The 23,285-nt window shown below is 68.8% G+C and carries 23 protein-coding genes; 11 read left to right on the top strand and 12 right to left on the bottom strand.

Features of this window, described 5'->3' with window-relative positions:
• Nucleotides 1–359 precede the first annotated feature (359 nt).
• Nucleotides 360–1,535: a tRNA dihydrouridine synthase DusB gene (dusB, locus tag DYZ02_RS08770; RefSeq protein ID WP_115685905.1), complete on the top strand. Its 1,176-nt coding sequence runs from the start codon at nt 360–362 to the stop codon at nt 1,533–1,535.
• A gap of 82 nt (nt 1,536–1,617) precedes the next feature.
• Nucleotides 1,618–2,313, top strand: a complete 696-nt coding sequence (locus tag DYZ02_RS08765) for a phosphate signaling complex PhoU family protein (protein WP_245945873.1) — start codon at nt 1,618–1,620, stop codon at nt 2,311–2,313.
• A gap of 40 nt (nt 2,314–2,353) precedes the next feature.
• Here the strand turns inward: DYZ02_RS08765 and pstB are convergent, their stop codons facing one another.
• The 5 genes from pstB to mshD all read right to left on the bottom strand — a co-directional run bounded on the left by pstB (nt 2,354) and on the right by mshD (nt 7,638).
• The gene (gene pstB / locus DYZ02_RS08760; RefSeq protein WP_115685903.1) at nt 2,354–3,127 is read right to left on the bottom strand and encodes a phosphate ABC transporter ATP-binding protein PstB; all 774 of its coding nucleotides are present in this window, start codon (nt 3,125–3,127) and stop codon (nt 2,354–2,356) included.
• A 43-nt stretch (nt 3,128–3,170) separates the two neighbouring features.
• Complete coding sequence (gene pstA, locus DYZ02_RS08755) at nt 3,171–4,001, bottom strand: phosphate ABC transporter permease PstA (RefSeq protein WP_245945872.1); 831 nt, start codon at nt 3,999–4,001, stop codon at nt 3,171–3,173.
• A gap of 148 nt (nt 4,002–4,149) precedes the next feature.
• Nucleotides 4,150–5,253: a phosphate ABC transporter permease subunit PstC gene (gene pstC / locus DYZ02_RS08750; RefSeq protein WP_115685901.1), complete on the bottom strand. Its 1,104-nt coding sequence runs from the start codon at nt 5,251–5,253 to the stop codon at nt 4,150–4,152.
• A 179-nt stretch (nt 5,254–5,432) separates the two neighbouring features.
• The gene (gene pstS / locus DYZ02_RS08745; RefSeq protein ID WP_181896940.1) at nt 5,433–6,596 is read right to left on the bottom strand and encodes a phosphate ABC transporter substrate-binding protein PstS; all 1,164 of its coding nucleotides are present in this window, start codon (nt 6,594–6,596) and stop codon (nt 5,433–5,435) included.
• A gap of 172 nt (nt 6,597–6,768) precedes the next feature.
• Nucleotides 6,769–7,638, bottom strand: coding sequence for a mycothiol synthase (gene mshD / locus DYZ02_RS08740; RefSeq protein WP_115685899.1), 870 nt, complete (start codon nt 7,636–7,638; stop codon nt 6,769–6,771).
• 34 nt (nt 7,639–7,672) lie between these two features.
• On the opposite strand from mshD, the gene DYZ02_RS08735 reads away from it, so the two are divergent.
• Both DYZ02_RS08735 and DYZ02_RS08730 read left to right on the top strand, forming a co-directional pair.
• Nucleotides 7,673–8,446, top strand: coding sequence for an LmeA family phospholipid-binding protein (locus DYZ02_RS08735; RefSeq protein ID WP_245945742.1), 774 nt, complete (start codon nt 7,673–7,675; stop codon nt 8,444–8,446).
• Nucleotides 8,447–8,474: 28 nt separating this feature from the next.
• Nucleotides 8,475–9,149, top strand: a complete 675-nt coding sequence (locus DYZ02_RS08730) for a heme-binding beta-barrel domain-containing protein (RefSeq protein ID WP_115685897.1) — start codon at nt 8,475–8,477, stop codon at nt 9,147–9,149.
• Between the two features lie 15 nt (nt 9,150–9,164).
• Here the strand turns inward: DYZ02_RS08730 and DYZ02_RS08725 are convergent, their stop codons facing one another.
• A complete protein-coding gene (locus tag DYZ02_RS08725) occupies nt 9,165–10,088 on the bottom strand; it encodes an aminodeoxychorismate lyase (RefSeq protein WP_115685896.1) in 924 nt (307 codons plus the stop codon).
• A gap of 19 nt (nt 10,089–10,107) precedes the next feature.
• Between DYZ02_RS08725 and ygfZ the strand changes: the two genes are divergently transcribed.
• Entirely contained in the window at nt 10,108–11,220 is a 1,113-nt protein-coding gene (gene ygfZ, locus DYZ02_RS08720; protein WP_115685895.1) for a CAF17-like 4Fe-4S cluster assembly/insertion protein YgfZ, read from the top strand.
• Between the two features lie 146 nt (nt 11,221–11,366).
• Nucleotides 11,367–11,555: a DUF3073 domain-containing protein gene (locus DYZ02_RS08715; protein WP_115685894.1), complete on the top strand. Its 189-nt coding sequence runs from the start codon at nt 11,367–11,369 to the stop codon at nt 11,553–11,555.
• Nucleotides 11,556–11,649: 94 nt separating this feature from the next.
• Here DYZ02_RS08715 and purM read toward each other — a convergent pair whose 3' ends face one another.
• From purM to DYZ02_RS08700, 3 genes are all read right to left on the bottom strand, one after another.
• Complete coding sequence (gene purM, locus DYZ02_RS08710; RefSeq protein WP_115685893.1) at nt 11,650–12,726, bottom strand: phosphoribosylformylglycinamidine cyclo-ligase; 1,077 nt, start codon at nt 12,724–12,726, stop codon at nt 11,650–11,652.
• Between the two features lie 3 nt (nt 12,727–12,729).
• Entirely contained in the window at nt 12,730–14,235 is a 1,506-nt protein-coding gene (gene purF, locus DYZ02_RS08705; protein ID WP_245945869.1) for an amidophosphoribosyltransferase, read from the bottom strand.
• A gap of 69 nt (nt 14,236–14,304) precedes the next feature.
• Nucleotides 14,305–14,694, bottom strand: coding sequence for a sterol carrier family protein (locus DYZ02_RS08700; protein WP_115685891.1), 390 nt, complete (start codon nt 14,692–14,694; stop codon nt 14,305–14,307).
• Nucleotides 14,695–14,746: 52 nt separating this feature from the next.
• Between DYZ02_RS08700 and DYZ02_RS08695 the strand changes: the two genes are divergently transcribed.
• A complete protein-coding gene (locus DYZ02_RS08695) occupies nt 14,747–15,751 on the top strand; it encodes an acyl-CoA thioesterase (protein ID WP_115685890.1) in 1,005 nt (334 codons plus the stop codon).
• 89 nt (nt 15,752–15,840) lie between these two features.
• Here DYZ02_RS08695 and DYZ02_RS08690 read toward each other — a convergent pair whose 3' ends face one another.
• Complete coding sequence (locus DYZ02_RS08690; protein ID WP_115685889.1) at nt 15,841–16,524, bottom strand: LysE family translocator; 684 nt, start codon at nt 16,522–16,524, stop codon at nt 15,841–15,843.
• Nucleotides 16,525–16,620: 96 nt separating this feature from the next.
• On the opposite strand from DYZ02_RS08690, the gene DYZ02_RS08685 reads away from it, so the two are divergent.
• Nucleotides 16,621–17,073 (top strand): Lrp/AsnC family transcriptional regulator, encoded by a 453-nt coding sequence (locus DYZ02_RS08685; protein ID WP_115685888.1) that lies wholly within the window; start codon nt 16,621–16,623, stop codon nt 17,071–17,073.
• Here DYZ02_RS08685 and trhA read toward each other — a convergent pair whose 3' ends face one another.
• Nucleotides 17,074–17,757 carry a PAQR family membrane homeostasis protein TrhA gene (gene trhA, locus DYZ02_RS08680; protein ID WP_115685887.1) on the bottom strand — a complete coding sequence of 228 codons (684 nt, stop codon included), beginning with the start codon at nt 17,755–17,757 and terminating at the stop codon, nt 17,074–17,076.
• Between the two features lie 167 nt (nt 17,758–17,924).
• Here trhA and DYZ02_RS08675 point away from each other — a divergent pair, with 167 nt between their 5' ends.
• Genes DYZ02_RS08675 through galE form a run of 3 tightly spaced genes read left to right on the top strand, consistent with a single transcriptional unit; the run spans nt 17,925 to nt 21,729 of the window.
• A complete protein-coding gene (locus DYZ02_RS08675) occupies nt 17,925–18,875 on the top strand; it encodes an NAD-dependent epimerase/dehydratase family protein (RefSeq protein ID WP_115685886.1) in 951 nt (316 codons plus the stop codon).
• On the top strand, nt 18,872–20,734 hold the full coding sequence (locus DYZ02_RS08670; RefSeq protein WP_115685885.1) for a glycosyltransferase family 2 protein: 1,863 nt from the start codon (nt 18,872–18,874) through the stop codon (nt 20,732–20,734). The genes DYZ02_RS08675 and DYZ02_RS08670 overlap by 4 nt, the downstream gene beginning before the upstream one ends.
• On the top strand, nt 20,722–21,729 hold the full coding sequence (galE, locus tag DYZ02_RS08665) for a UDP-glucose 4-epimerase GalE (RefSeq protein ID WP_115685884.1): 1,008 nt from the start codon (nt 20,722–20,724) through the stop codon (nt 21,727–21,729). Before DYZ02_RS08670 ends, galE begins: the two co-directional genes overlap by 13 nt.
• Here galE and DYZ02_RS08660 read toward each other — a convergent pair.
• Nucleotides 21,719–23,272, bottom strand: coding sequence for a right-handed parallel beta-helix repeat-containing protein (locus DYZ02_RS08660; protein WP_115685883.1), 1,554 nt, complete (start codon nt 23,270–23,272; stop codon nt 21,719–21,721). The genes galE and DYZ02_RS08660 overlap by 11 nt on opposite strands.
• Nucleotides 23,273–23,285: the final 13 nt, after the last annotated feature.

Here is a 23,285-nt window from a genome sequence, read left to right as displayed (position 1 = left end):
ACCTTATTGTGATCTACCTTTCACTGCCATACGCGGATTTCGCGCTCGCATTCCACCCCTCGCCCCCAATCTTCGCAAAATTGTTAATAAGGCAGGTGAAAGAACGTCGCGCGGCTTCGCTTTCCTGCTAATCGACGCCCCCTCGCCCCGCCCCTTATACACATCCGGCGCCCCTTATACACATCTGACGCTGCGATCTGTGGTCCCCCTATCCCCAAAAAATAAACAACGAACACTTTGACCACATCTACGGTCGCAGCTCCCACATCTAGANCACCCCCTCACCCCCGAAAGTGCCTAGCCCCGACCGGCGCGAGAAATTGGACTCGAACTGCGCAAAAAGGGACAATGGACCCACTATGACTGAGACACTCTCGCCGCCGACGCCCGCGCCACTGCGCATCGGGGGCTTCGAGCTCAACTCCCCCGCCATCCTCGCGCCGATGGCGGGGGTGACCAACATGCCCTTCCGCGTCCTGTGCCGCGAGATCGAGCAGGAGCTCACCGGCACGACCTCCGGGCTCTACGTCTGCGAGATGATCACCGCCCGCGCGCTCGTGGCCCGCAACGAGAAGACGCTGCACATGACCACCTTCTCGCCGAGCGAGAGGCCGCGCTCGATGCAGCTCTACACCGTCGACCCCAAGTTCACCTACGAGGCCGCCCGCATGATCGTGGAGGAGGACATCGCCGACCACATCGACATGAACTTCGGGTGCCCGGTGCCCAAGGTGACCCGCCGCGGCGGGGGCTCCGCCATCCCCTACAAGCGGCGCCTCTACGCCAACATCGTCGCCGCCGCCGTGAAAGCCACCGAGGGTACGGACATCCCGGTGACCGTCAAATTCCGCGTGGGCATCGACGACGAGCACCACACCCACCTCGACGCCGGGCGCATCGCCGCCGAGGAGGGCGCCGCCGCCGTCGCCCTGCACGCCCGCACCGCCAGCCAGCGCTACTCCGGCACCGCCGACTGGGGCGAGATCGCCCGCCTCGTCGAGCACATGGACGGCACGGGACTGCCCGTCATCGGCAACGGCGACATCTTCGCCGCCGAGGACGCCGCGCGGATGATGAGCGAGACCGGCTGCCACGGCGTCGAGATCGGGAGGGGCTGCCTCGGCCGGCCGTGGATCTTCTCCCAGATCGGCGCCCTGCTGCGCGGCGATGAGGTCCCCCCGGAGCCGACGCTCGGCGAGGTCTCGCGCATCATCTACCGCCACGCGGAACTGCTCGCGCTTCACGACGGCGAGGAGCACGCGTGCCGGGACATCCGCAAGCACACCGGCTGGTACCTGCGCGGCTTCCCCGTCGGCGGTGAGTTCCGCAAGAACCTCGCGAAGGTGGAATCACTCTCCCAGCTGCGTACACTTCTGGACACCATCGCCGACTCCGACGCGCGCGCCGAGCACGCCGACGATGCCCGCGGCCGCCAGGGCTCCTCGTCCAAGGTGGCCTTGCCCGAGGGCTGGCTCGACGACCCGGAGGACGAGACCGTCCCCGTCGGCGCAGAGATCGAGAACAACGGAGGTTAACAACGTGGAAGACGGAAAGATCGCCCCGCGGCGCACGGTGTACCGCGACCACCTGGAAGCTTTCTCCAGCGACCTCCTGGACATGTGCGACACCGTCCGGGACGTCATGTCGAACGCCTCGGCAGCGCTACTCACGCAGTCCCTCGACCAGGCCGAGGAGGCCCTCTCCAGCGTCGACGGCCTGGAGGAAACCAGGCAGCGCTGCGAGGACCGCAGCATGAAGCTGCTCGCCCTGGAAAACCCGGTTGCCTCCGACCTGCGCCAGGTCGTCTCCTCCATCTACATCGTGGAGGACTTCCAGCGCATGGGGGCGCTCGCGATGCACATCGCGAACACGGCGCGGATGCGCCACCCCGCGCCCGTCGTCCCCGACTCGATGCGGGCCTTCGTCGCCGAGCTCGCCCGCCTCGCGGACGACCTCGGCACCAAGACTCACGAACTGCTGGTCAACCCCGACGCGGAGGTCGCCCTCGGGCTGCGCGCGGATGACGACGACGTCGACGCGATGAAGAACTACATCCTCAACGTGCTCACCCACCACGAGTGGGAGCACAGCGCCCGCGAGGCCGTCGACCTGGCCCTGCTGTGCCGCTACTACGAGCGCTACTCCGACCACTGCGTCAACGTCGCCGCCCGCACCGTGTTCCTCATTACCGGCCTCAAGCCCGACGCCTACCTGGAGAAGCAGCGCGCAGGCGACGGGTTCGAGATGGACGAAAAATTCGCCGCCATCGAGCGCCGCTTCCGCCTCAACCGCAGCCAGCGGCCGAAGCTGTAGTGGGGGCGGCGCCGCGAGGCGGCGTCGTCACGCGGGTGCCTTAGCCGAAGCGGCCCGCGATGTAATCCTCGGTCTCCTTCTTGCCCGGGTTCTCGAAGATGGTGGTCGTGTCGTTGAACTCCACGAGGTGGCCCGGCTTGCCGGTGGCCTCGAGGGAGAAGAACGCAGTCTTGTCGGACACGCGGGCGGCCTGCTGCATGTTGTGGGTCACGATCACGATGGTGTAGTCGTTCTTAAGCTCGTGGATCAGGTCCTCAACCGCGAGGGTCGAGATCGGGTCCAGGGCCGAGCACGGCTCGTCCATGAGGAGGACCTCGGGGCGCACCGCGATCGCGCGGGCGATGCACAGGCGCTGCTGCTGACCGCCGGAAAGGCCGCCGCCCGGCTTGTCGAGGCGGTCCTTGACCTCCTCCCACAGGTTCGCGCCGCGCAGGGACTCCTCCGCGACCTCCTTCAGCTTCTTCCTGTTCTTCTCGCCCGAGAGCATCAGGCCGGCGACGACGTTGTCCTCGATGGACATCGTCGGGAACGGGTTGGCCTTCTGGAACACCATGCCGATGGTGTTGCGCACGCCCACCGGGTCGACCTTCGGGCCGTAGATGTCGTGGCCGTCGAGAAGGATCTCACCGCGGACGCTGGCGTTCGGAATGACCTCGTGCATGCGGTTCAGGGTGCGCAGCACGGTGGACTTGCCGCAGCCGGACGGGCCAATGAAGGCCGTCACGGCCTGAGCCGGGATGTGCATGTTCACGTTCTGCACGGCGTGGAAATCGCCGTAGTAGATGTTGACGTCGTTGAGTTCGAGCTTGGACATCGGGGGTTCTCCTCTGAGGTGGTGTGAGTCGGTGGCTGCGCGGTTACTTCTTCACCGAGAAGCGCGACGCGATGAGACGGGCGAGCAGGTTCAGGGTGATGACGAGGATGACGAGGGTCAGGGCTGCTCCCCAGAGACGGTCCATGGACGGGCCGGTCGCACCGGTCTTCCACATGTCCAGCATGAACAGCGGCAGGGACGACTGCGGTTGGCCGAACAGGCCGAGCCAGTTCAGCGCCGGGGTGGAGCCCACCAGGATCAGCACGGGGGCGGACTCGCCCATGACGCGGGCGACGGCGAGCATGATGCCGGTGACGATGCCGGACAGGGCCGTCGGCAGGACAATGCGCGCGATGGTCTTCCACTTCGGCACCCCGAGGGCGTAGGAGGCCTCACGCAGGTCCATCGGCACGACGCGCAGCATCTCCTCGGTGTTGCGGACGACGATCGGAACCATGAGGAGAATCAGCGAGAGCGACACGGCGAAGCCGGAACGCTGCTGGCCCAGGATGGTGATCCAGAGCGCGTAGATGAACAGGGCGGCGACGATGGAGGGGACACCCGAGAGGATGTCCACCATGAAAGTGGTGATCCGGCCGAGGCGGTTGCCGTTGGAGTACTCCACCAGGTAGATCGCGGTGAACACGCCGATCGGGATGGAGATGATCGAGGCGACGAGCGTCTGCATCAGGGTGCCGGCGATGGCGTGCAGCGCGCCGCCGCCCGCGGCGCGGGCGCGGACGCCGACCATGTCCTGGGTCCACCAGGCAGGGTCGAGCACGGCGCTCCAGCCGCGGCCGATCACGGTGACCAGCAGCCAGAGCAGCGGGATGAGGGCGATGATCATGCAGGCCCACATGAGCAGGCCCATCATCGAGTTGGTGGTCTTGCGGCTGCTCGAGATACCGGTGAACGGGTTCGAGGTCGCTGCGTCCGCGCGACGCTCCGCGGTGGCGGTGGCGTCGCCGGCGTTTTCGCCCGGAGTGTTCGGAAGTGCGGTGCTCATATTTCGCGTCTCCCCTTTACTTCTTCTTGTTGACGATCGCGCGGGCGATCGAGTTGACGATAAAGGTCAGGATGAACAGCACGAGGCCCGCGGCGATGTAGGCGCCGGCGCTGGTCGGGTTGTTGAACTCGGCGGAGGCGTTGGCGATGTGCGTCGCGAAGGTGGAGCCGCCGTCAAAGAGCGAGGCCCGGTACATCAGGCCCGGAGAGACGACCATGTAGAGTGCCATGGTTTCGCCGAGCGCGCGGCCGAGGCCGAGCATGGAGCCCGCGATGTAGCCGGAGAGACCGAAGGGGATCACGGTCATGCGGATGACTTCCCAGCGCGTCGCGCCCAGCGCCAGCGCTGCCTCGATCTGGCCGGGCGGGGTCTGGACGAACACCTCTCGGGCGGTCGCGGCAATGACCGGGAGGATCATGACGGCGAGGACGATGCCACCGGTGAGTATGTTGCGGCCCGTCGCGAAGGAAGGCGAGTTCTGGTAGTGCGCGAAGAGGAAGAATCCGCCGCCCCAGGAGTTGATCCACTCATAGAACTTGCCGAGGAAGGGGCCGAGGATCTGCGCGCCCCAGAGGCCGAACACGATCGAGGGCACGGCCGCGAGCATGTCCACCAGCGTGCCCAGCGGGCGGACGAGCCGCTTCGGCGCGTAGTTGGAGAGGAACAGGGCGATGCCGAGCGCGACCGGCATCGCCAGGATGAGGGCGATGAGGGAGATCGTGACTGTGGAGAAGAACAGGTTCGGGATACCGAACTGCATCGCGTCCAGGTTCGCCGTCTGCCACTGGCCGGTGTAGGTGAAGAAGCCGAGGAGACCACCCTCGTTGCGGATCAGCGGCGGCACCGCCTGGATGAGCAGGAAGACGCCGATGGCGGCGATGATGATGGTGATCAGCGTCGACGAGGCGGTGGCGAAGAATTCGAACACGCGGTCGCCGGGGCGCTTCACACCGGAGGAGGCGGCCGCGACGGGCGCCGCCGCGGTGGCGTCGTCGGTCGCGTCATCGGGTGCGAGGGTCGGGGTGCCGGTGGAGCCGCCCGGGAGTCCGGTTTCGTTGGCCGTGTCGAGGCCGGCGCGGCGGTCGTCGTGGTGGGATGCAGGCAGGTCGTTGTCAGCCATAGTCACGAGTCCTTATGTTGAGCTGCTTGGTGCGGAAGCTGTCGTTCCCGCAGAGAACGCTGGCGTTGCCGGGGCGCGGCCCCGGCCTGGCCAGTACACGGGATTGCCCCCCAGGCCACTGGTGACCGGACGGGGGGCAATCTCTCGCTCTACAGAGGTGCGGAGCGTGGATTCGGTACTTAGCCGATGGCGTTGACGGCCTCGCGCAGGCGGTCGGCGTGCGCACCCTTCACCGGGATGAAGCCCTCCGCGGCGAGCTCGTCGTCCTGGGAGTCGAGGGCGACGTTCAGGAAGTCCTTGACCATGTCGGAGGTCTGCTTGTCGTAGCCGGCGGAGCAGACGATCTCGTAGGTGGTGAGGACCAGCGGGTAGGTCTCGGCCTCGTTGGAGGCGAAGAGGGCGGCGGAGTCGACGACCATGTTGTGACCCTCGGTCTTGAAGGTCATGGTGTCGAGGGCCTTGCCCACGGTATCCGGGGTGAGCTCGACCGGGCCGTTGCCGAAGTCGATGTTCGCCTTGTTCTCGGCGAAGCCAGCCTCGACGTACGTGATGGCGCCCGGGGTGGAGTTGACCTGCTCGGAGACGCCGGTGGAGCCGTTGGCGCCCGCGCCGACGGCGGCCGGGAACGCCTTGCCGGAGCCCTCCCACTTGCCGTCGGAAGCGGCGGCGAGGAACTTCTGGAAGTTGTCGGTGGTGCCGGACTCGTCGGAGCGGTAGACCACGGAGATGTTCTCGTCCGGGAGCTCGGCGTCCGGGTTGGACTCGGCGATCTTCGGGTCGTTCCACTTGGTGATCTTGCCCTGGAAGATCTCGACGATGTTGTCGACGGTCAGGTTGAGCTCGTCAACGCCGTCCAGGTTGTACGCGATGGCGACCGGGCCGATCACGAACGGCAGGTGCCACGCCTCGTTGCCGCCGCAGCGGTCGGCAGCCTTCTGAACCTCGTCGTCCTTGAGGGCGGAGTCCGAGCCGGCGAAGGTGGCCTGGTTGGCGATGAAGTTCTTGATGCCGTTGCCGGAGCCGGTCGCGTTGTAGGCGAGGTTGGCGCCCGGGACTTCCTCGGAGTAGCGGGAGCCGAAGTAGTCCATCGCGTTCTGCTGGGAGGTAGCGCCCTCGGCGACGAGCTGGCCGGTCTGGCCGGTGAGATCGGAGGCGCCCTCAGACTCGGAGGAGGAGGCGGACGCGGAGGAAGAGGAGGAAGCGGTCCCCTCGTCGGAGGAGTTGCCACAAGCAACCAGGGAGGCGGAGGAGACGGCGACGACGCCGATCACGGTGGCGGTGCGCTTGAAGTTGCGGATCACGGGGTACCTTTCGGGTGCTAAATCAAGTGATAGTCCGAGCATCGGCCCGCGGGCGGGGAGAAGGTGGCGCTGGCGTCCCGCGCTCGGCGCACAGGCGTAACCCAGGCAACCTTCCGATTGCTCACACTCGGTAAGGTACGAGGCACCGGTTAACCGGCGGTAGCGGATCAAGTGAACAGTACGTTAATTTTAAAATTCTACTGCGTTCCCGCTGCTAAAACGCTGTTTTCCTGTACATGACGTGGGATTCCCGGACTGTGAAGCCCATCTCATCGTATCGGTGGACGGCGGGACCGTTGTCGGACTCCACGTAGAGAATCACCTGTTCCGCGCCCCTTTCCACCAGAGACTCCAGGCCCAGCGACAGCAGGGGCGCGCCCAGGCCCTCCCCCCGGTAGGGGGAGGCGAGCCCGATCACATAGACCTCTCCGACCCCTCCTGCACCATCCGTGTGAACTTTCGTCCAGTGGAATCCCGCCAGTTCCTCTCCGCACAGGAGGAACCACACTCCCTCCGGGTCGAACCACTCGGCCCCCATCGCTCGGTGAAGCCGCGCCTCGTCCCATCCGCCCTGCTCCGGGTGCCAGGAGAAGGAGTCGTTGTTGACCGCCAGCCACTTCGCCTCCGCGGCGTCCCTCCCCCAGCGCTCCACGGCTTGGGTGTACGTCAGCGCCTCGTAGCCCGCTGGAATTTCGGGCCGCGCCGCGCGGCGCAGGTCCTCGCCCTGCAGCTCCATCACGAGCAGCTCACGCACCTTTTCCAACCCCATCGCCCGCGCGGTTTCCTGCGCGTCGGTGGTGTTGCCGTGCGCCCACAGGCCCGCTTCAGGGGTGCGCTCGAGGACGGCCGAGATGAGGGCCGCGCCGTGGCCGCGGCGGCGGACGGCGGGGTGCACGACCAGCTCGGCCGAGCCGTCCGGGGCGAGGGCCGCGAGCCCGGTGAGTTCCCCGTCGCTGCGCCTCTCCACGTGGACGTGGCCCAGGTCTTCCCGCAGCCCGCGGACGAAGGCCTCAGAGAAGGGGGCGACGCCGTCGAACCTTTCGGCCTCGTCGAGGAGCTGCTGTCGTTCGCCGTTGGTAGTCATGCCCCCAGGCTACGGTAGAACTAATAGCGTGAGGTTGAGTTCCATTCTGGCGGCGATCCGCTCCCGACGGTGGCGGACGGGCGCGGCGGCAGTAGCTGCCGTCATCCTGGCTGCCCTCGCCGCGGACAACGTCGCCGCGTCGCGCGCGGAGGCGCGCCTCTCGGCCGCGGCGCAGGCCTACGATCACCTCGCGTACCCGCCCGACACCTACATCGGCGCCTTCCCCTTCACCGCGACGCTGCTGACGGATTCCGTCCCGCGGCTCAGCCTGTCCACTTTGGACGCCCCCGTCGAGGACCTGGGCGTGGTCAACGCGACGGCCGAGGCCTTTGACATCGACATCCCCGGAAAGCGCGTCCTCGCCGCAGACTTCGAGGGCGGGGAGGCGACCCTGGTGCGCCGCCGCATCCGCCTCGACGGTGTCGCTTTCGGCCAGTTGCTCGGCATGACGGACCTGGACATCTCCAACCCCTACGACATCTCCCCGCTCGGCGGCGTGGCCAGCGAGGCCCATCTGACCGGCACCGTCCCGGGCACGGATCGCCCCTCCACCGTTGTGGTCACCCTCCGCATCGACAACGGCACCTTCGTCATGCGGCCGAGCATGCTTCTCGACGCCCCACCGGGCGCCTCCCCCGAGGACGTCCTCGCCGCCTTCACTCTCTCCCGCGACACCCGCGACCTGCCGCTCGGGGGCCCGGCGGATCTGGTCCAGGTTTCGGGCGGGTCGATCGAGTTCTCCCGCGACCGCATCAACGTCACCCTGACGGCCGACGACCTGACGCCGCTCGCGCCCACCAAACAGTGATGTCCGGCGGGTGGGTACGCTAAGTGCCATGAGCGACAACGAAAACCCCGTGCCCCCCTCCCCGGAGCAGTCTGCCGCGCCGTCGCGCGGCCTGGACGGCAACGAGGCGGTCAACCTCGCCGCCGAGCAGTCGAAGAAGACCGCGCACCGCAACATCCCCGGCCTCGGCTTCGAGGAGCTGCCGCTCGCGGACGACACCGCCAACCTGCGACAGGGCCCCTCGCTTCACGACGGCCTGCTGGCGCTTCTCCCCCTCGTCGGTGTGTGGTCCGGCTCCGGCCAGGCCAACGACAACGGTGAGGAGTACGCGTTCGGCCAGCACCTGGTGGTGTCCCACGACGGGGAGAACTACCTGCGCTTCGAGTCGCGGACCTGGCGTCTCGACAGCGAGGGCAACCCCGCCGGGGCGGACCAGCGCGAGGTGGGGTTCTGGCGCATCTCGCTGAAGGACGAGATTGAGGTGACGCTGACGAACTCCCGCGGCCTGGTGGAGATCATGTACGGCGAGCCCGTCAACGAGCGCGCCTGGCAGCTCGAGAGCGCCTCGACGATCGTCACCGCCACCGGCCCCGCCTCGCACGGCCCCGGCAAGCGCCTCTACGGGCTCATGCCGAACAACAACCTGGGCTGGGTCGACGAGAGGGTCGTCGACGGCGAGCTCGTCCCCTACATGTCGGCGGAGCTCAAGCGCGTCGCGGGCTAGGACGAGCGGGGCGCCCTAGGGGGTCTGGGCGGCGAGGGAGGCGTCGATAAGCTTGGCGATCTCTTTGACGTTGCCGGGGGTGGTGAGTTCCCTGCCGTCGAGGTGGGTGACGCGCACCCCGCGGCGCACCGAGCTGAGCAGCCACACCGACTCCGCCGAGTGGAGGTCGTCGACGTAGAGGGGCTTGCTCTTGCAGCGCCAGCCCTTGGCCGAGGCGTGATCGAAAAGCGCCTGGACCGTCGTGCCCGGCAGGATGTCCGGCCCGGCCTCGGGCGTGCGCAGGCGCCCGCCGCCCTTGACCACGAGCACCGTCGACGTCGCCCCCTCGAGCACGCGGCCGGTGGCGGGGTCAATGTAAATGACGTCGTCGAAGCCGTGCTCCCGCGCCCACCGCAGGGCGGCCATCGTGGCCGCGTAGTTCAGGGTTTTTGCACCCAGGGCGAGCCACGGCACCTCCGCGTCGCCGCGCTCGACGCTGAAGCCACGGCCGGTGGTCATCGCCTTCACCCCGCGCTTGCGCTGGCGCGCGAACTCGGGGTTCGGCGGGCGGACCGTCAGCCAGGCGGTGGGCACGCCGGTGGACTCGCGCCCGCGCGTCATCGTCCACACGCAGGACGCGTCGCTGGATTCGCCGGTGGCGTCGCCGCGCTCCCGGCTGTAGTCGGCGATCGCCTCCATCGTCGCGGCGAGCCAGTGGTCCCGACCCGGGTCGGGCAGGTCGAGCGACTGCGCGGAGCGGCGGAAACGCGCCAGGTGCTTTTCCAGGTTGACGGGTTTGCCGGAGCGCACGAGGATCGTCTCGAAGATCCCGTCGCCCCGCGTCACGGCGGCGTCGTCCCAGAAGATGTGGGGCATGTTGGCGTTTTGCCTGCGCACCGACCCCCCGAACGGTTCCACGAGGTAGATGACCGGCTGCGGCGGGAGAAGTGACTGACCCATGATCTCCGATTATGCACGTATGATCGGGCCCGTGAACGTCACGAGTGCCGAGAATCCCTACCGCTCCCCCCTGCTCCAGCGCCCCGGGGCCGTGGAGCTTCCCGACGCCGCCACCTCCCCCCTCGACGCGCGCGGCGTCGCCTGGCACTACGGCGACCCGCTCGGCGAGCAGCGCGCGCTGTCGTCCGGGCCCGTGCTCGTCGACCGCTCCCACCGCCGGGTGCTGCGGGTGTCGGGCCCCGACGCGCCGGCGTTCCTCAACAACCTGCTCTCGCAGAAGCTTGACGACGCCACCTCGGCCTTCACCGGCTCCGCCCTCGACCTGGACATGCAGGGCCACATCCTCCACCACGTCGGCGTGCACGGCGAGGGCGGCACCTTCCACCTCGACATGCCCGCCACCCAGCTGCCCACCTTCGAGGACTTCCTGCGGCGGATGGTCTTCTGGTCCGACGTGGAGATCACCCGCACCGACCTGGGCATCCTCACCGTCCTCACGCGCTCGGGGGAGGCGCACGCCGGGGGTGCGTACGTGCGCGTGGTCCCCGGGTGGGACGACCCGCGGCGCTTCGACGTCGCGGTGGAGCGCGGCGCGGTGTCGGAATACGCCGAAGAGTTCGTCCGTACGGGCGGGCGCCTCGCCGGGCTGATGGCGTTCACTGCCGAGCGGGTCCGGGCCGGCGAGCCCGAGCTCGGCGCGGACCTCGACGAGAAGTCCATCCCCCACGAGGCCCCCGCCCTGATCAACCGCGGCGGGCGGATCGGCGCGGTGCACCTGGACAAGGGATGCTACCGGGGGCAGGAGACGGTGGCGCGGGTGGAGAACCTGGGCCGCTCGCCGCGGCTGCTCGTCCTGCTGCACCTGGACGGCTCGGCGCCCGTGGAGCCGACGACCGGGTCCGAGGTCACACTCGGCGGGCGGGTTGTCGGCCGCCTCGGTACCGTCGTCCACGACGCCGACTACGGGCCCGTCGCCCTCGCCCTGCTGAAGCGCTCGGCCATCGGCCGGGGCGATCTCACCGTCGGCGGCGAGGCGCCGGTCTCGGCGAGCATCGACCCGGATTCCCTGCCGGCGGACGAGGGGGAGAAGGCGGGCCGGCGGGCCGTCGAGAAGCTGCGCGGGCACAGATGATTTCTTAATCCGGGCAGGTCGCGGCACGTTGAGGAATTTTTTTGGGCGACAGGCTATTATGTTGCACAGGACAATTCAGAAACGATTTATAGAGGCCGCCCATCAAACGAATGGGCCGCCCTCAACCACCTCAAGGGGGTCACGCCATGGGCCGCGGACGCGCCAAAGCAAAGCAGACCAAGGTTGCTCGCCAACTCAAGTACCACACTCCGGACATGGACCTCGAGTCGCTCCAGCGGGAGCTTGCGGGCCAGGCCCCCTCGCGAGGATGGGACGACCGTGACGAGGCAGAGGACCCTTACGCTGATTACGCAAACTGGGACAACCGCCGCTAAAGAGCATTCCTGATAACACGCCCGGCGTTTTCGCCGGGTGTTTTCCGCGCCCCGGGTTAGTCCGCCCGGGGCGCTTCTGCGCCCGGGGGCGGCCCTAGTACTGCGGGTGCGAGCCGGTGAGCTCGGCCCGCGCCGCCTCCCCGTCCTCGGCGCGGCGGACCTCGCCGAGCACCCAGCTGTCCACGTGGCGGGCGGCGAGGATGGCCAGGGCCCGGTCGCGGTCCTCCGGGGCGACGACGGCGACCATGCCCACGCCCATGTTGAAGGTCTTCTCCATCTCCTCGTCGGGCACCTGCCCGATCGAGCGGATGGTGCGGAAAATCTGCGCCGGGGTCCACGAGCCGCGTTTCATCTCCGCGACCTTGCCCTCCGGGATGATGCGCTCCATGTTGCCCACCAGGCCACCGCCGGTGACGTGGCAGAAGGTGCGCACGGTGCACTCGCTGGCCAGCTCGAGGCAGTCCAGGGCGTAGATGCGCGTCGGCTCCAGCAGCTCCTCGCCGAGGGTGCGGCCCAGCTCCTCGATGTGGCCGTCGAGCGGCAGGCCCGCCCGCTCCAGCAGGACGTGGCGGGCCAGGGAGTAGCCGTTGGAGTGCAGGCCCGAGGAGGCCATGCCGATGATCACGTCGCCGGCGCGGACGCGGTCCGGCCCGAGCAGCTCGTCGGCCTCAACGACGCCGACGGCGGTGGCGGAGACGTCGTAGTCCTCCGGGTCCATCACGCCCGGGTGCTCCGCCGTCTCCCCGCCCAGCAGGGCGCAGCCAGCCTGGACGCAGCCCTCGGCGATACCGGAGACGATCTCGGCGACCTTCTCGGGCACGACCTTGCCGATGGCGATGTAGTCCTGCAGGAACAGCGGCTCCGCGCCGCAGACCACGAGGTCGTCCACACACATGGCGACGAGGTCGATGCCGATGGTGTCGTGCTTGTCCATCGCCTGAGCCACGGCGAGCTTCGTGCCCACGCCGTCGGAGCCCGCGGCGAGCAGCGGCTCTCGGTACTTGCCCAGCGCGAAGAGGCCGGCAAAGCCGCCCAGCCCGCCGCGCACCTCGGGGCGGCTGGCGCGCTTGGCCAGCGGGGCGAACAGCTCCACCGCCTTGTCGCCGGCCTCGATGGAGACACCGGCGGCCTCGTAGGAGACGGGGGTCTGGTCGTCGTTAAGCCTGGTCATCGGCTAGTTCTCACCTTTCTGCATGCGGCGGACGAGGTCTGCGTTGGGGTTGCCCTGGGGAAGGCCCAGCGGGTAGTGGCCCGTGAAGCACGCCGCGCACAGGTTGTCCGCGGGCTGCTTCGTGGCGGCGATCATGTCCTCGGTGGACACGAACGCCAGAGAGTCCGCGCCGATCATGGTGCGGATCGACTCGCTGACGGCAGCCTCGTCGCCCCCGACGCCGTTGTTGGCTATCAGCTCGCCGGGGCTGGCGAAGTCGATGCCGTAGAAGCACGGCCACTTCACCGGCGGAGAGGCGATGCGCGCGTGCACCTCCGCCGCCCCGGCCTCGCGCAGCAGCTTGATCAGCTTGCGCTGGGTGTTGCCGCGCACGATGGAGTCATCCACGACCACCAGCCTCTTGCCCGCGATGATCTCGCGCACCGGATTGAGCTTCAGGCGCAGGCCCAGCTGGCGCAGGGTGTCCGAGGGCTGGATAAAGGTGCGGCCCACGTAGGCGTTCTTCATCAGGCCCTGCTTGAAGGGGATGCCCGACTCCTCGGCGTAGCCGATCGCGGCCGGTGTGCCCGACTCCGGCACCGGCATCACCAGGTCGGCCTCGACCGGGGAGACGCGGGAGAGGCGCTTGCCGATCTCGATGCGCGAGGCGTGGACCGAGCGACCCTCGATGATCGAATCCGGGCGCGCGACGTAGACGTATTCGAACACGCAGTGCGCGCGGGGGGTCTGCGCGAAGCGCTCCGTGCGGATCCCCGACTCGTCTATGCTGATGAGCTCGCCCGGCTCGATGTCGCGCACGAAGGTGGCGCCCACGATGTCCAGGGCGCAGGTCTCGGAGGCGACGACCCAGCCGCGCTCCAGGCGGCCCAGCGCCAGCGGGCGCACCCCGTGCGGGTCGCGGGCGGCGTAGAGGGTGTGCCCGTCGGTGACCATGAAGCAGAACGCGCCCTCGATGCGGGGCAGCAGCTCGCGGGCGGCGTCGAGCAGGGTCTTGTCGTCGCGGATGCCGTCGGACAGCAGCGCCGAGACGACGGCCGTGTCGGAGGAGGAGCCCTGCCCCTCCACGCCCTGAGCCGGGATGAGCTTGCGGGCGATGGCCTCGTCCTGCAGCTCCTGGTAGTTGGTCAGGTTGCCGTTGTGGGCCAGAGCCACGTCCGTCCCGTTGGGAGAGGTGCGGAACATCGGCTGGACGTTTTCCCAGCTGTTGCCCCCGGCCGTGGAGTAGCGGGTGTGGCCGATGGCCACGTCGCCCTGGAGGGCGTCGAGCACCGACTCGTCGAAGACCTGGGAGACGAGCCCGGTGTCCTTGAACACCACCACGTGCTCCTTGTCGCCCACCGCGATGCCGGCGCCCTCCTGGCCGCGGTGCTGCAGCGCGAAGAGCCCGAAGTACGTGAGCTTGGAGACGTCCTCGCCCGGCGCCCAGACCCCGAACACGCCGCATTCGTCGCGGGGTTCGTCGGTGGGTTCTGGGGTGAGCGGGCGCGTTTCTGCGCACCCGGAGGGCACGGCATCATTTCGCACGGGGTCCACGCGGGCCCCGGTGTTCACGGTTTGCACGTGCCCCACTTTAACGGATTACGCATTGTTGATGGCAATCACCGGCAGGCCCGCGGCCACCTCGCCGGCGCGGGATCCGCTGGCGTCGACGCGCCCGGCCGCCACGGCCGCGTCGAAGCTGTCCAGGCCCGTCGCGAGACGCAGCCACGTCTCCGGGTCGCACTCCACCACGTTCGGGGGCGTGCCCCGTGTGTGGCGGGGCCCCGCCACGCACTGCACCGCCACGAAGGGGGGAACGCGCAGCTCCACGGTGTAACCCGGGAGTTCCTCGGCCAGGGCGCGGGCGGTGCGTCGACAAGCATCCGCGAGCTCCGCGCGCTGGGGGCGCTCCTCGGACTCCCCGCGCAACCACGGCGCGACGCGCTCCACGGCCTGCCGGGTCTTCGCTGGATCGTTCTTCTGCGCCATGCCCCCATGATATGGAGGGCATGTGGGGTGGTTCATATTAAAGTAGGTGCCCATGTCACAACCTTCCGAGCCGACGGCCAAATCCCCCAGCGTCACCCTCCGCTTCATGGCGGCGCCCACCGACGTCCTCCTCGCGGGCGCGCCGGGCATCTCCGGGGGCCGGGTGCTGGAGTGGATCGACAAAGCCGCCTACGCCTGCGCCGTCCAGTGGTCGGGCACCTACTGCGTCACCGCCTACGTCGGCCACATCCACTTCACTCGCCCCATCCCATCCGGGCACATCGTGGAGGTGCGCTCCCGCATCGCCATGACGGGCCGCTCCTCCATGCACATCGTCAACGAGGTCTTCTCCGCGGACCCCCGCGACGGCGTGTTCACCCGCGCCTGCGACTGCCTCGTCATCTTCGTCGCCAAGGACACCGCCACGGGCAAGACCCAGGCCGTGCCCGAGTTCGTCCCCGAGACCGACGAGGAGCGCCGGGTCCTCGACGCCGCCCTCTCCCGCATCGACCTGCGCAAGGCCATCGAGACCGAGATGGAGCAGCAGACCTACCACGGGCCGAGCGAGGCTCCGCGCCTCATCCACCGTTTCTTGGCCAAGCCCACCGACATCAACTGGGGCGGCAAGGTCCACGGCGGCACCGCCATGGAGTGGATCGACGAGGCCGGCGCCGCCTGCACCATGGAATGGTCCGGCGAGCACACCGTCGCCGTCTACGCCGGCGGCATCCGCTTCTACCGCCCCATCGCCATCGGTGACCTCATCGAGGTCGACGCCCGCATGATGCGTACCGACGCCCGCTCCATGCAGATGTCCGTCCACGTCCGCTCCGGCAACCCGCGCGGCGGCCGCGAGAACCTGCTGACCGGCATCCACGCCACCGTCACCTACCTGGCGATGGACACCGACGGCAACGCGCTGCCCGCCCGCCAGTTCACCCCCCGCACCACGGAGGACGTCCGACTGGCCGAGCACGCCCAGAAGCTGCGCGAGCTGCGTTCCGAGTACGCCCCGATGCCGCTCGTCCCGCAGAGCACCCCGCTGCACATCGACTAGCCACCTCTGCAGGAACTGACCTAGATACACGTTGCCAACCGGGAGAATGCACGGAATTGAACGCTGTACAGGGGAGTTCCTGCACAGCGTTAGAGGAAGTGCTGCACCGCCATCCCTGTGGCGACGCACTTCATGGCGACACCGGCCACCCCGGTAAGGATGCGCGAGGCTCGCGCCGAGCCCGCCAGCACCTTCCCGGCGAAAACGCCCAACAGCGCGTAGACGGCCAGTGCCGAGGCGATGGACACCAGGCCGAGGACGAACATCTTCGTCCACACCGGCCAGCCGCCGTCGCCGACGAACTGCGGCAGCAGCGCGATGAAGAGCATGAGACCCTTCGGGTTGAGACCGCTGACCGCGGCGCCGGTCGCCAGCACCTTCGTGCGCTTCTCGACGCCCGCCTTTGCCCGCACCCGGGTGAACGTGGCCACTCCCCCGCCGCCCGACGCGGGCTCGGGGTCGGCGGTGCCGACCTCCACGGACACGGGGCCGTCGAGGGCCGCGCGGAGCATCTGCCAGCCGATCCGCAGCAGGACCACGATGCCGGCGAGGGTGACCACGGTGAGCAGAGCCGGGTGGCGGGCGACGAGAGCGCCGTGCCCGCCGGCGACAACGACGGTCAGCCCGAGGTAGCCCAGTGCGATGCCGAGTAGCGGCCGGATCAGCGAGCGACGGCGGAACGCGTGGCCGAGCACGAACGCCCAGTCCGGGCCCGAGGTGACGATCAGCAGCAGGCTGACCGCCCAGAAGCTCATGAGGTCCGTGATGTCCATGCCGGATATCGTGCCCGTCCGGCAGCCTGCGCGATACTTCCGGCCTCTTCATTCACCCGGAGGCTCAGACGCGGAGTTTATGACAGAATCAGACACATGGATGAGGTGGACCGCAAGATTCTGTCACTGGTGCAGTCGAATGCGCGGATCACCGCCGCGGAGCTGGCGCACCAGACGGGGGCGTCGTCGAGCACGTGCCTGCGGCGGCTGCGCGCCCTGGAACGGGACAAGGTGATCACGGGGTTCCACACCCGTCTCGATCCGGCGGCGGTGGGCTACGGGACACAGGTCATCGCGTTCATCACCCTCGACCGGGAGGACCGGGTGACCGTGGCCGCCCTCGAGGACGGGCTCGCCGCGCTGCCGCAGGTGCTCTCGGCGGAGCGGCTGTTCGGCGACCCGGACTTCTTCGTGCGGGTGGTCGCCCGCGATCTGGCCGACTACCAGCGGCTGCGCGATGAACACCTCAGTGAGCTGCCGGGGGTCGCGCGGATCACGTCGACGCTGGTGATGCGGGAGATCGTCAGGGACGGGCCGATCCCGCTCTAACTAGACCACCACCATCCACACGGCCACCTGGTGGACGGCCGCGGCGATGATGGTCGCGGTGTGGAAGTGCTCGTGATAGCCGTAGATCCGCGCCCGCCGCCCGGGCCAGCGGAAGCCGTAGACCAGGGCGCCGAGGGAGTAGATGACCCCGCCGGCGAACAGCAGCCACACCACTGTCGGCCCCGCGGTCGCCCACAGGGAGGGGATGAGGGGGACGATGAGCCAGCCGAGCACCAGGTAGACGACGACGTCCAGCCAGCGGGGGTGGGTGATCCACACGAGGTTGAGCGCGATACCCAGCGCCGCCCCGGCACAGGCGACGGCGATCATCGTCAGCGCCTGGGCCGCCGGGAGGGTGAGCAGACACAGGGGCGTGTACGTGGCGGCGATGAAGAAGGCGATGGTGGCGTGATCGGCCCGCCGCCACCACGCGACCGTGCGCGCCGAGCGCCAGTGCCCGAGGTGGTAGGCGGCGGAGACGCCGAAGAGGATGACGACGCCCCCGGCGTAGACCATGACCCCGAGGGCGTTACCCCAGGCCAGCGTCATCCACGCGTAGGTGGACAGGACGGAACCGCCGACGACGGAGGCCAGCGCCGCGAAGAAGTGGAACCAGCCGCGCGTCACGGGCCGGGGTCCCCGGTTGAACACCTCCCGGGTGAGGGTGATCGTCTCTGACACCATGAACCTTCCCTACCGTAAGTTACGGTTGCGTAGGCCACGGTGCATCTTCCCACCACCCCTTCCCATGGACAGTGCCCTGCGTAACACTTTTCACTAAGATGGCGATAACAGAGATATAAGAAATAAGCAGGCAGCTGACAGCGTTTATCAGGAAGGTTCTAAGGACCATGCGATGCGTCATCACCGGAGGTGCCGGGTTCCTCGGCAGCCATCTGTCCGATCTCATTCTCCAGCAGGATCACGAGGTGCTCGTCCTGGACGCCCTCATCACCGGGTCCCGCGCGAACATCGCCCATCTGCTCTCCCACCCGGGCTTCACCTTCCGGGAGTGCGACGTCCGGCACCCGCTGCAGGTCGACGGGCCGGTGGACATCGTCTTCAACCTGGCCTCCCCGGCCTCCCCGCCGGTGTACTCCCGCCGTCGGGTGGAGTGCCTGCTCATCAACTCCCTCGGCGTGCACCACGCCGCCCGCCTGGCACTCGACACGGGAGCCCGCCTGGTCCAGGCGTCGACAAGCGAAGTGTACGGCGACCCGCTGCACCACCCGCAGGTGGAGACCGACTGGGGCAACGTCAACCCCGTCGGCGAACGCAGCTGCTACGACGAGGGCAAGCGCTACGGCGAGGCACTTCTCACCGCTCTGCGCCTGGAGGAGGGCCTCAACTCGGGTATCGTGCGGATCTTCAACACGTACGGCCCCCGCATGCACCCGTACGACGGCCGGGTCATCTCCGGTTTCATCCGCCAGGCCCTCACCGGGGAGCCCCTCACCGTCTTCGGCGACGGTTCCCAGACACGCAGCTTCTGCTACGTCAGCGACCTGGTACGCGGCCTGTGGCTCATGGGTACCTCCGACCATCCCGGCCCCGTCAACCTGGGCAACCCGCAGGAACACACCATCCTGCAGATGGCGCACTACATCCGTGCGCTCACCGGCTCGGAATCGCCCATCGTCCATGAACCCCTGCCGGCGGATGACCCGGCCCGCCGCCGCCCCCAGATCTCCCGGGCGAAGGAGGTTCTGGGGTGGGAACCGGTTGTCGGACTGGAGGAGGGACTGCAGCACGTCATCGACTGGCAGCGCCGGACGCTGGGCGCCACGAAGCAGCCGGCATGAAGCCCGGGCCTCTGACCCGCCGCACCCGCGCCGCAGAGGCGGATGAGCAGCGGCGCGAGCTCGTCTCCGCAATCCGCAATCTCAGCGATCACTGGGTGGCGGACATCGACCCGAGCGGCCCGGTCCCGGCCCATCACGTCGACCGCGTCATCCGCCACGCCGACCCCACCCTCTTCGAACCCGCGGTGACACCGCTGCAGCAGCGCATCCTCGACCTGTTCGCCGTCCTGTGGTGGGTCCTGCTCATCGTCTTCGGCGTGTGGTGGTTCCAGCCCGCCCACGTCGGTACGCCGGTGGGGCTGGTGTTCAACTCCGTCGTCGTGTGGTTCATGCTGCTCATCCCCGCCGGCTTCGTCTTCCGGTTGCGCGGTCTGCGCCGGGTCCGCCGGGATCTCCCGCTTCCCGACCTCCGCGTCGCCATGATCACCACCCGCGCCCCGAGCGAGCCTTTCTCCGAGGTCCGCCCCACACTGGAGGCCATCCTATCGCAGGACACCGCCCTCCCCTACGATGCGTGGCTCGCCGACGAGGCCCCGACCGAGGAGATCCTCGCCTGGTGCACCGATCACGGGGTCCGGGTCTCCACCCGCCAGGGGGTCGAGGCGTACCACCGCAGCGAATGGCCCCGTCGAACCCGCTGCAAGGAGGGCAACCTGGCATGGTTCTACGACACCCACGGCTACGCTGACTACGACATCGTCGCCCAGTTCGACTGCGACCACGTCCCCTCCCCCGACTACCTCGAGGCCATCCTGCGGCCCTTCTCCGATCCGCGGGTCGGTTACGTCGCGGCCCCCAGCATCTGCGACCTCAACCGGGCCGAGTCCTGGTCGGGGCGGGGCCGCCTGTACGCCGAAGCCCACATCCACGGGCCCTTCCAGCTCTCCCACAACGGCGGTCTCACGCCGACCTGCATCGGCTCGCACTACGCCGTGCGCACCAGTGCCCTGGCCCGGGCCGGCGGGCTGGGCCCCGAGCTGGCGGAGGATTTCTCCACCTCCTACGTCATCCGCCTCACCGGCAGCGACGGTGTCTTCGCCGTCGACGCGCTCGCCCGCGGGCAGGGCCCACCCACCTTCGCCGCGATGATCACCCAGGAGTTCCAGTGGACCCGCTCCCTCTTGGTCCTCTTCCTCGGTCTGGTGCGGCGCACACTCCCGGTGTTCTCCCCACGGCTGCGCTTCCGCTTCACCTACGCGCTGCTGTTCTCCTCCCTGGTGGGGATCATGGCAGCGGCGGGGTTTTTCATCGCCCCCCTGGCGGTGATCCTCGACCAGCAGTGGATGACCATGAACTTCCTCGTGTTCCTGGGCCTGACCTTCCTGGTCACCCTGCCGCTCATCGGCATGACGTGGGTGCTGCGGCGGGCGGGGCTCCTGCGTCCCAACGACATCCCCCTCGTTAACTGGGAGTCAGGGCTGTTTCAGCTGGTGCGCTGGCCCTACCTCGTGCAGGGCGCGCTGGCGGGGGTGCGGCAGGTGCTGACGAACCGTCCGGTGCAGTTCCGGGTGACCCCCAAGGGGGACACCGGTCTGCAGCCGATCTCGCTCACCGTCATGGTCCCCTATCACCTGCTGACCGTGGCGATGACGGCCGTGGGGGTCTGGGGCACTCTCGCCGATCGCTCGATCGGTTACGCCGGGCTCACGCTCCTCGGGGCGCTGACCTACGGCATCGTCTCCTTCCTCGTCCCCTGGCTGCACCTGCGGGAACTGCCCCGTGGGGTGGGCACCCGGCGCGCACGCTGGGCCGCGGTCGGGGGGCCGCTGCTCGTCGGTGTGCTCATGCTCGTGCTGTCGCTCGCGGCGAGCGCACTGTTCACCCTCGTCTTCTTCGGAGGTTACACATGGACCTTCTGACCCGCCCTGTGCTGGTCACGGGAGGAACCGGGTACATCGGTTCCCACACCGTCGTCGAGCTGCTGCGCCGCGGCACCCCGGTCGTCATCGTCGACGACCTGTCCAACAGCAGCGCGGACGTCCTGCCGGCCGTCACCGAACTCGGCGGTGCCACACCGATCCTCGAGATCGGTGACATCCGGGACCGCGCGTTTCTCGACGCCGTTCTCGCCCGGCATCAGCCGGGTGCGGCCATCCACTTCGCGGCGAAGAAGGCGGTCGGTGAGTCCGTCGAAATTCCCGCCACCTACCTCGACATCAACATCGGCGGCACCACCACACTGCTCGCCGCGCTGCACGACGCCGGGATCCATCACCTGGTGTTCTCCTCCTCCTGTTCCGTCCACGGGGAGAGCGACCCCACCCCGCTGCACGAGGAATCCCCCGTCGCCCCGGCCAACCCCTACGCCTTCACCAAGCTCACCGGCGAGCACATGCTCGAGCGTCTGGTCACCGCCGACCCGTCGTGGGCGACGGTGGCCCTGCGCTACTTCAACCCCATCGGCGCGCACCCGAGCGGTCTCCTCGGCGAGGCCGGGAAAGGCCGGCCGCGCAACATCATGCCCTGGCTTGTCGACGTCGCCGCCGGGCGTCAGCCCGACCTGGAGATCTTCGGCGACGACTGGCCCACCCCGGACGGCACATGCATCCGCGATTACCTCCACGTCGTCGACGTGGCCCGGGTGCACGTCCTCGCGCTGGAGCATCTGCGGGCCGGGGCCGCGCAGGTGTTCAACATCGGCACCGGGGTGGGAACCAGCGTCCGCGAGCTGCTGCGCGCCATGGAGGTGGCCTCCGGTCGGGAGATCCCCCACCGTATCGTCGGACGGCGGGAGGGGGACGTGTCCTCCCTGGTGGCGGACACCGCCCGGGTGCGGGCGGCCTGGGGGTGGGAGCCGGAGTTCACCGTGGCCGACATGTGCGCCGACACCTGGCGCTTCGACCTCACCCGCTGACGGCGCCGATCACCTCATTACCGGCGTCGACCGCGGTGCCCAGCAGATCCTGTTCCCCGCCGGCCCCCTCCACCGCCGGAGCGGTCTGCGGGTCGATGACGCGCAGCCCCCGCGGCAGGTCACCGGGGTCCACGAACTCCGACCATGCGGTGACGTTGCCGGCACTCTCCCGGAAGACCTCCCCCAGAGCGGTCTCCTCGAACACCACCTTCCCGTCCAGCTCGAGCAACCCGCCGGTGGACAGGAGCTGGTTCCTCCGGAACTCGGAGGTGCCCTGCATGTCGACAGACATGACGCGCAGGACCGGGGTGTCGACGGCGCGGGCGTCGAGGAGGTTGTGGTGGATGCGGGCGTCCACCACCGTCCCCATGAGCAGCAGCGCCGTCGTCCCCGGCTGGCCGGCGGTGATGACGGTGTTGTGGTGGACATGCACGTCGTGGACCCGCACCCCCGGATCGGCGGTGTCGAGGCCCCCGAGGATGGCGAAGGAGGCGGGGAAATGCGCCTGCCGGACATCGTGGACGGAGGCGTTGTAGCGGAATGTCACCCGCCCGGAGGGCAGCGCACCCGCGCGGGTGTAGAGGAGGTAACCGGCACCGTCGTTGTCGTGGGAGAGGTTGCGTTCCACGAGGACGTCTGTGCTGGAGATGTCCACCCCGAAACCACCGCCGTCGGTCCAACGGGTGCGGTTGTTGTGGGCGATGTTGTCGCGGATGGTGACGTCGCGGGAATCGTGGGTCCAGATGCCGATGGGCCCCTCGGGAGCGTCGGATTCCGCGCCGTTGTGGGCCGCGGTGTTGCCCTCCAGCAGGGCCCCCTCGACGGAGCCGGCGATGATACCACTGCCTGTGTTCGTCTCCTCCTCGGTCAGCCCGCGGGTGCCGGTCACCACCGAATCCAGGATGCGCAGGTCACGCAGCCCGACGTCGGGTGCCGCGGGACCGTATGTGAGGATTCCGTTGCGCACCGCGCCGGTGACGTGCACCTGGTCGATCGTCACGTCGGAGATGGTGCCCCCCGCCTCCGCGGTACCGACGGCGATGCCCTGGTAGGTGTCGTCGATACGCAGTTCGCGCAGGGTGATCCCCGCCTGCGCGCCACCACCCGGGCTGACGGTGACAAGCACACCATTCGTCCCGGCCATCGGGTCCGCGGCGGTGATGCGCACGCCGCTGACCTCGACGCCGGAGGTGTCGACGATGTCCACCCCGGCCTGCCCCTCGCCGATGATGCCGGGGAAGGACTCCTCGGCGGTGATGCGGACGGGGGACTCCGGGGCGCCGGCATCGTCGCTGGTGATGCGCAGGCTGCCCGTCAGCGGCCGCTCCCCGCCGAGCACCACCGTCTCTCCGGGGGCAAGGTCGTGGTCGGTGACCCGCGCGAGGCTGGCCCAGGCCTCGTCCGGGCTGCGACCGGAGGCGGTGTCGTCCCCGTCCGCAGAGACGTAGTAGGTGGCCGGGCCGGGGTCCGCGGGCGTGCTGCACCCCGCTGTGGCGAAGGCCAGCAGGAGGACGGCACTCGCGGCGGGACGGCAACGGGTCATCGGCAGGCCTTCC

The sequence above is a fragment of the Corynebacterium senegalense genome, from assembly GCF_900411315.1.
Taxonomy (GTDB): domain Bacteria; phylum Actinomycetota; class Actinomycetes; order Mycobacteriales; family Mycobacteriaceae; genus Corynebacterium; species Corynebacterium senegalense.
The sequence above is the reverse complement of the archived record's forward strand: the minus strand, read 5'-3'. Positions and strand labels throughout refer to the sequence as shown.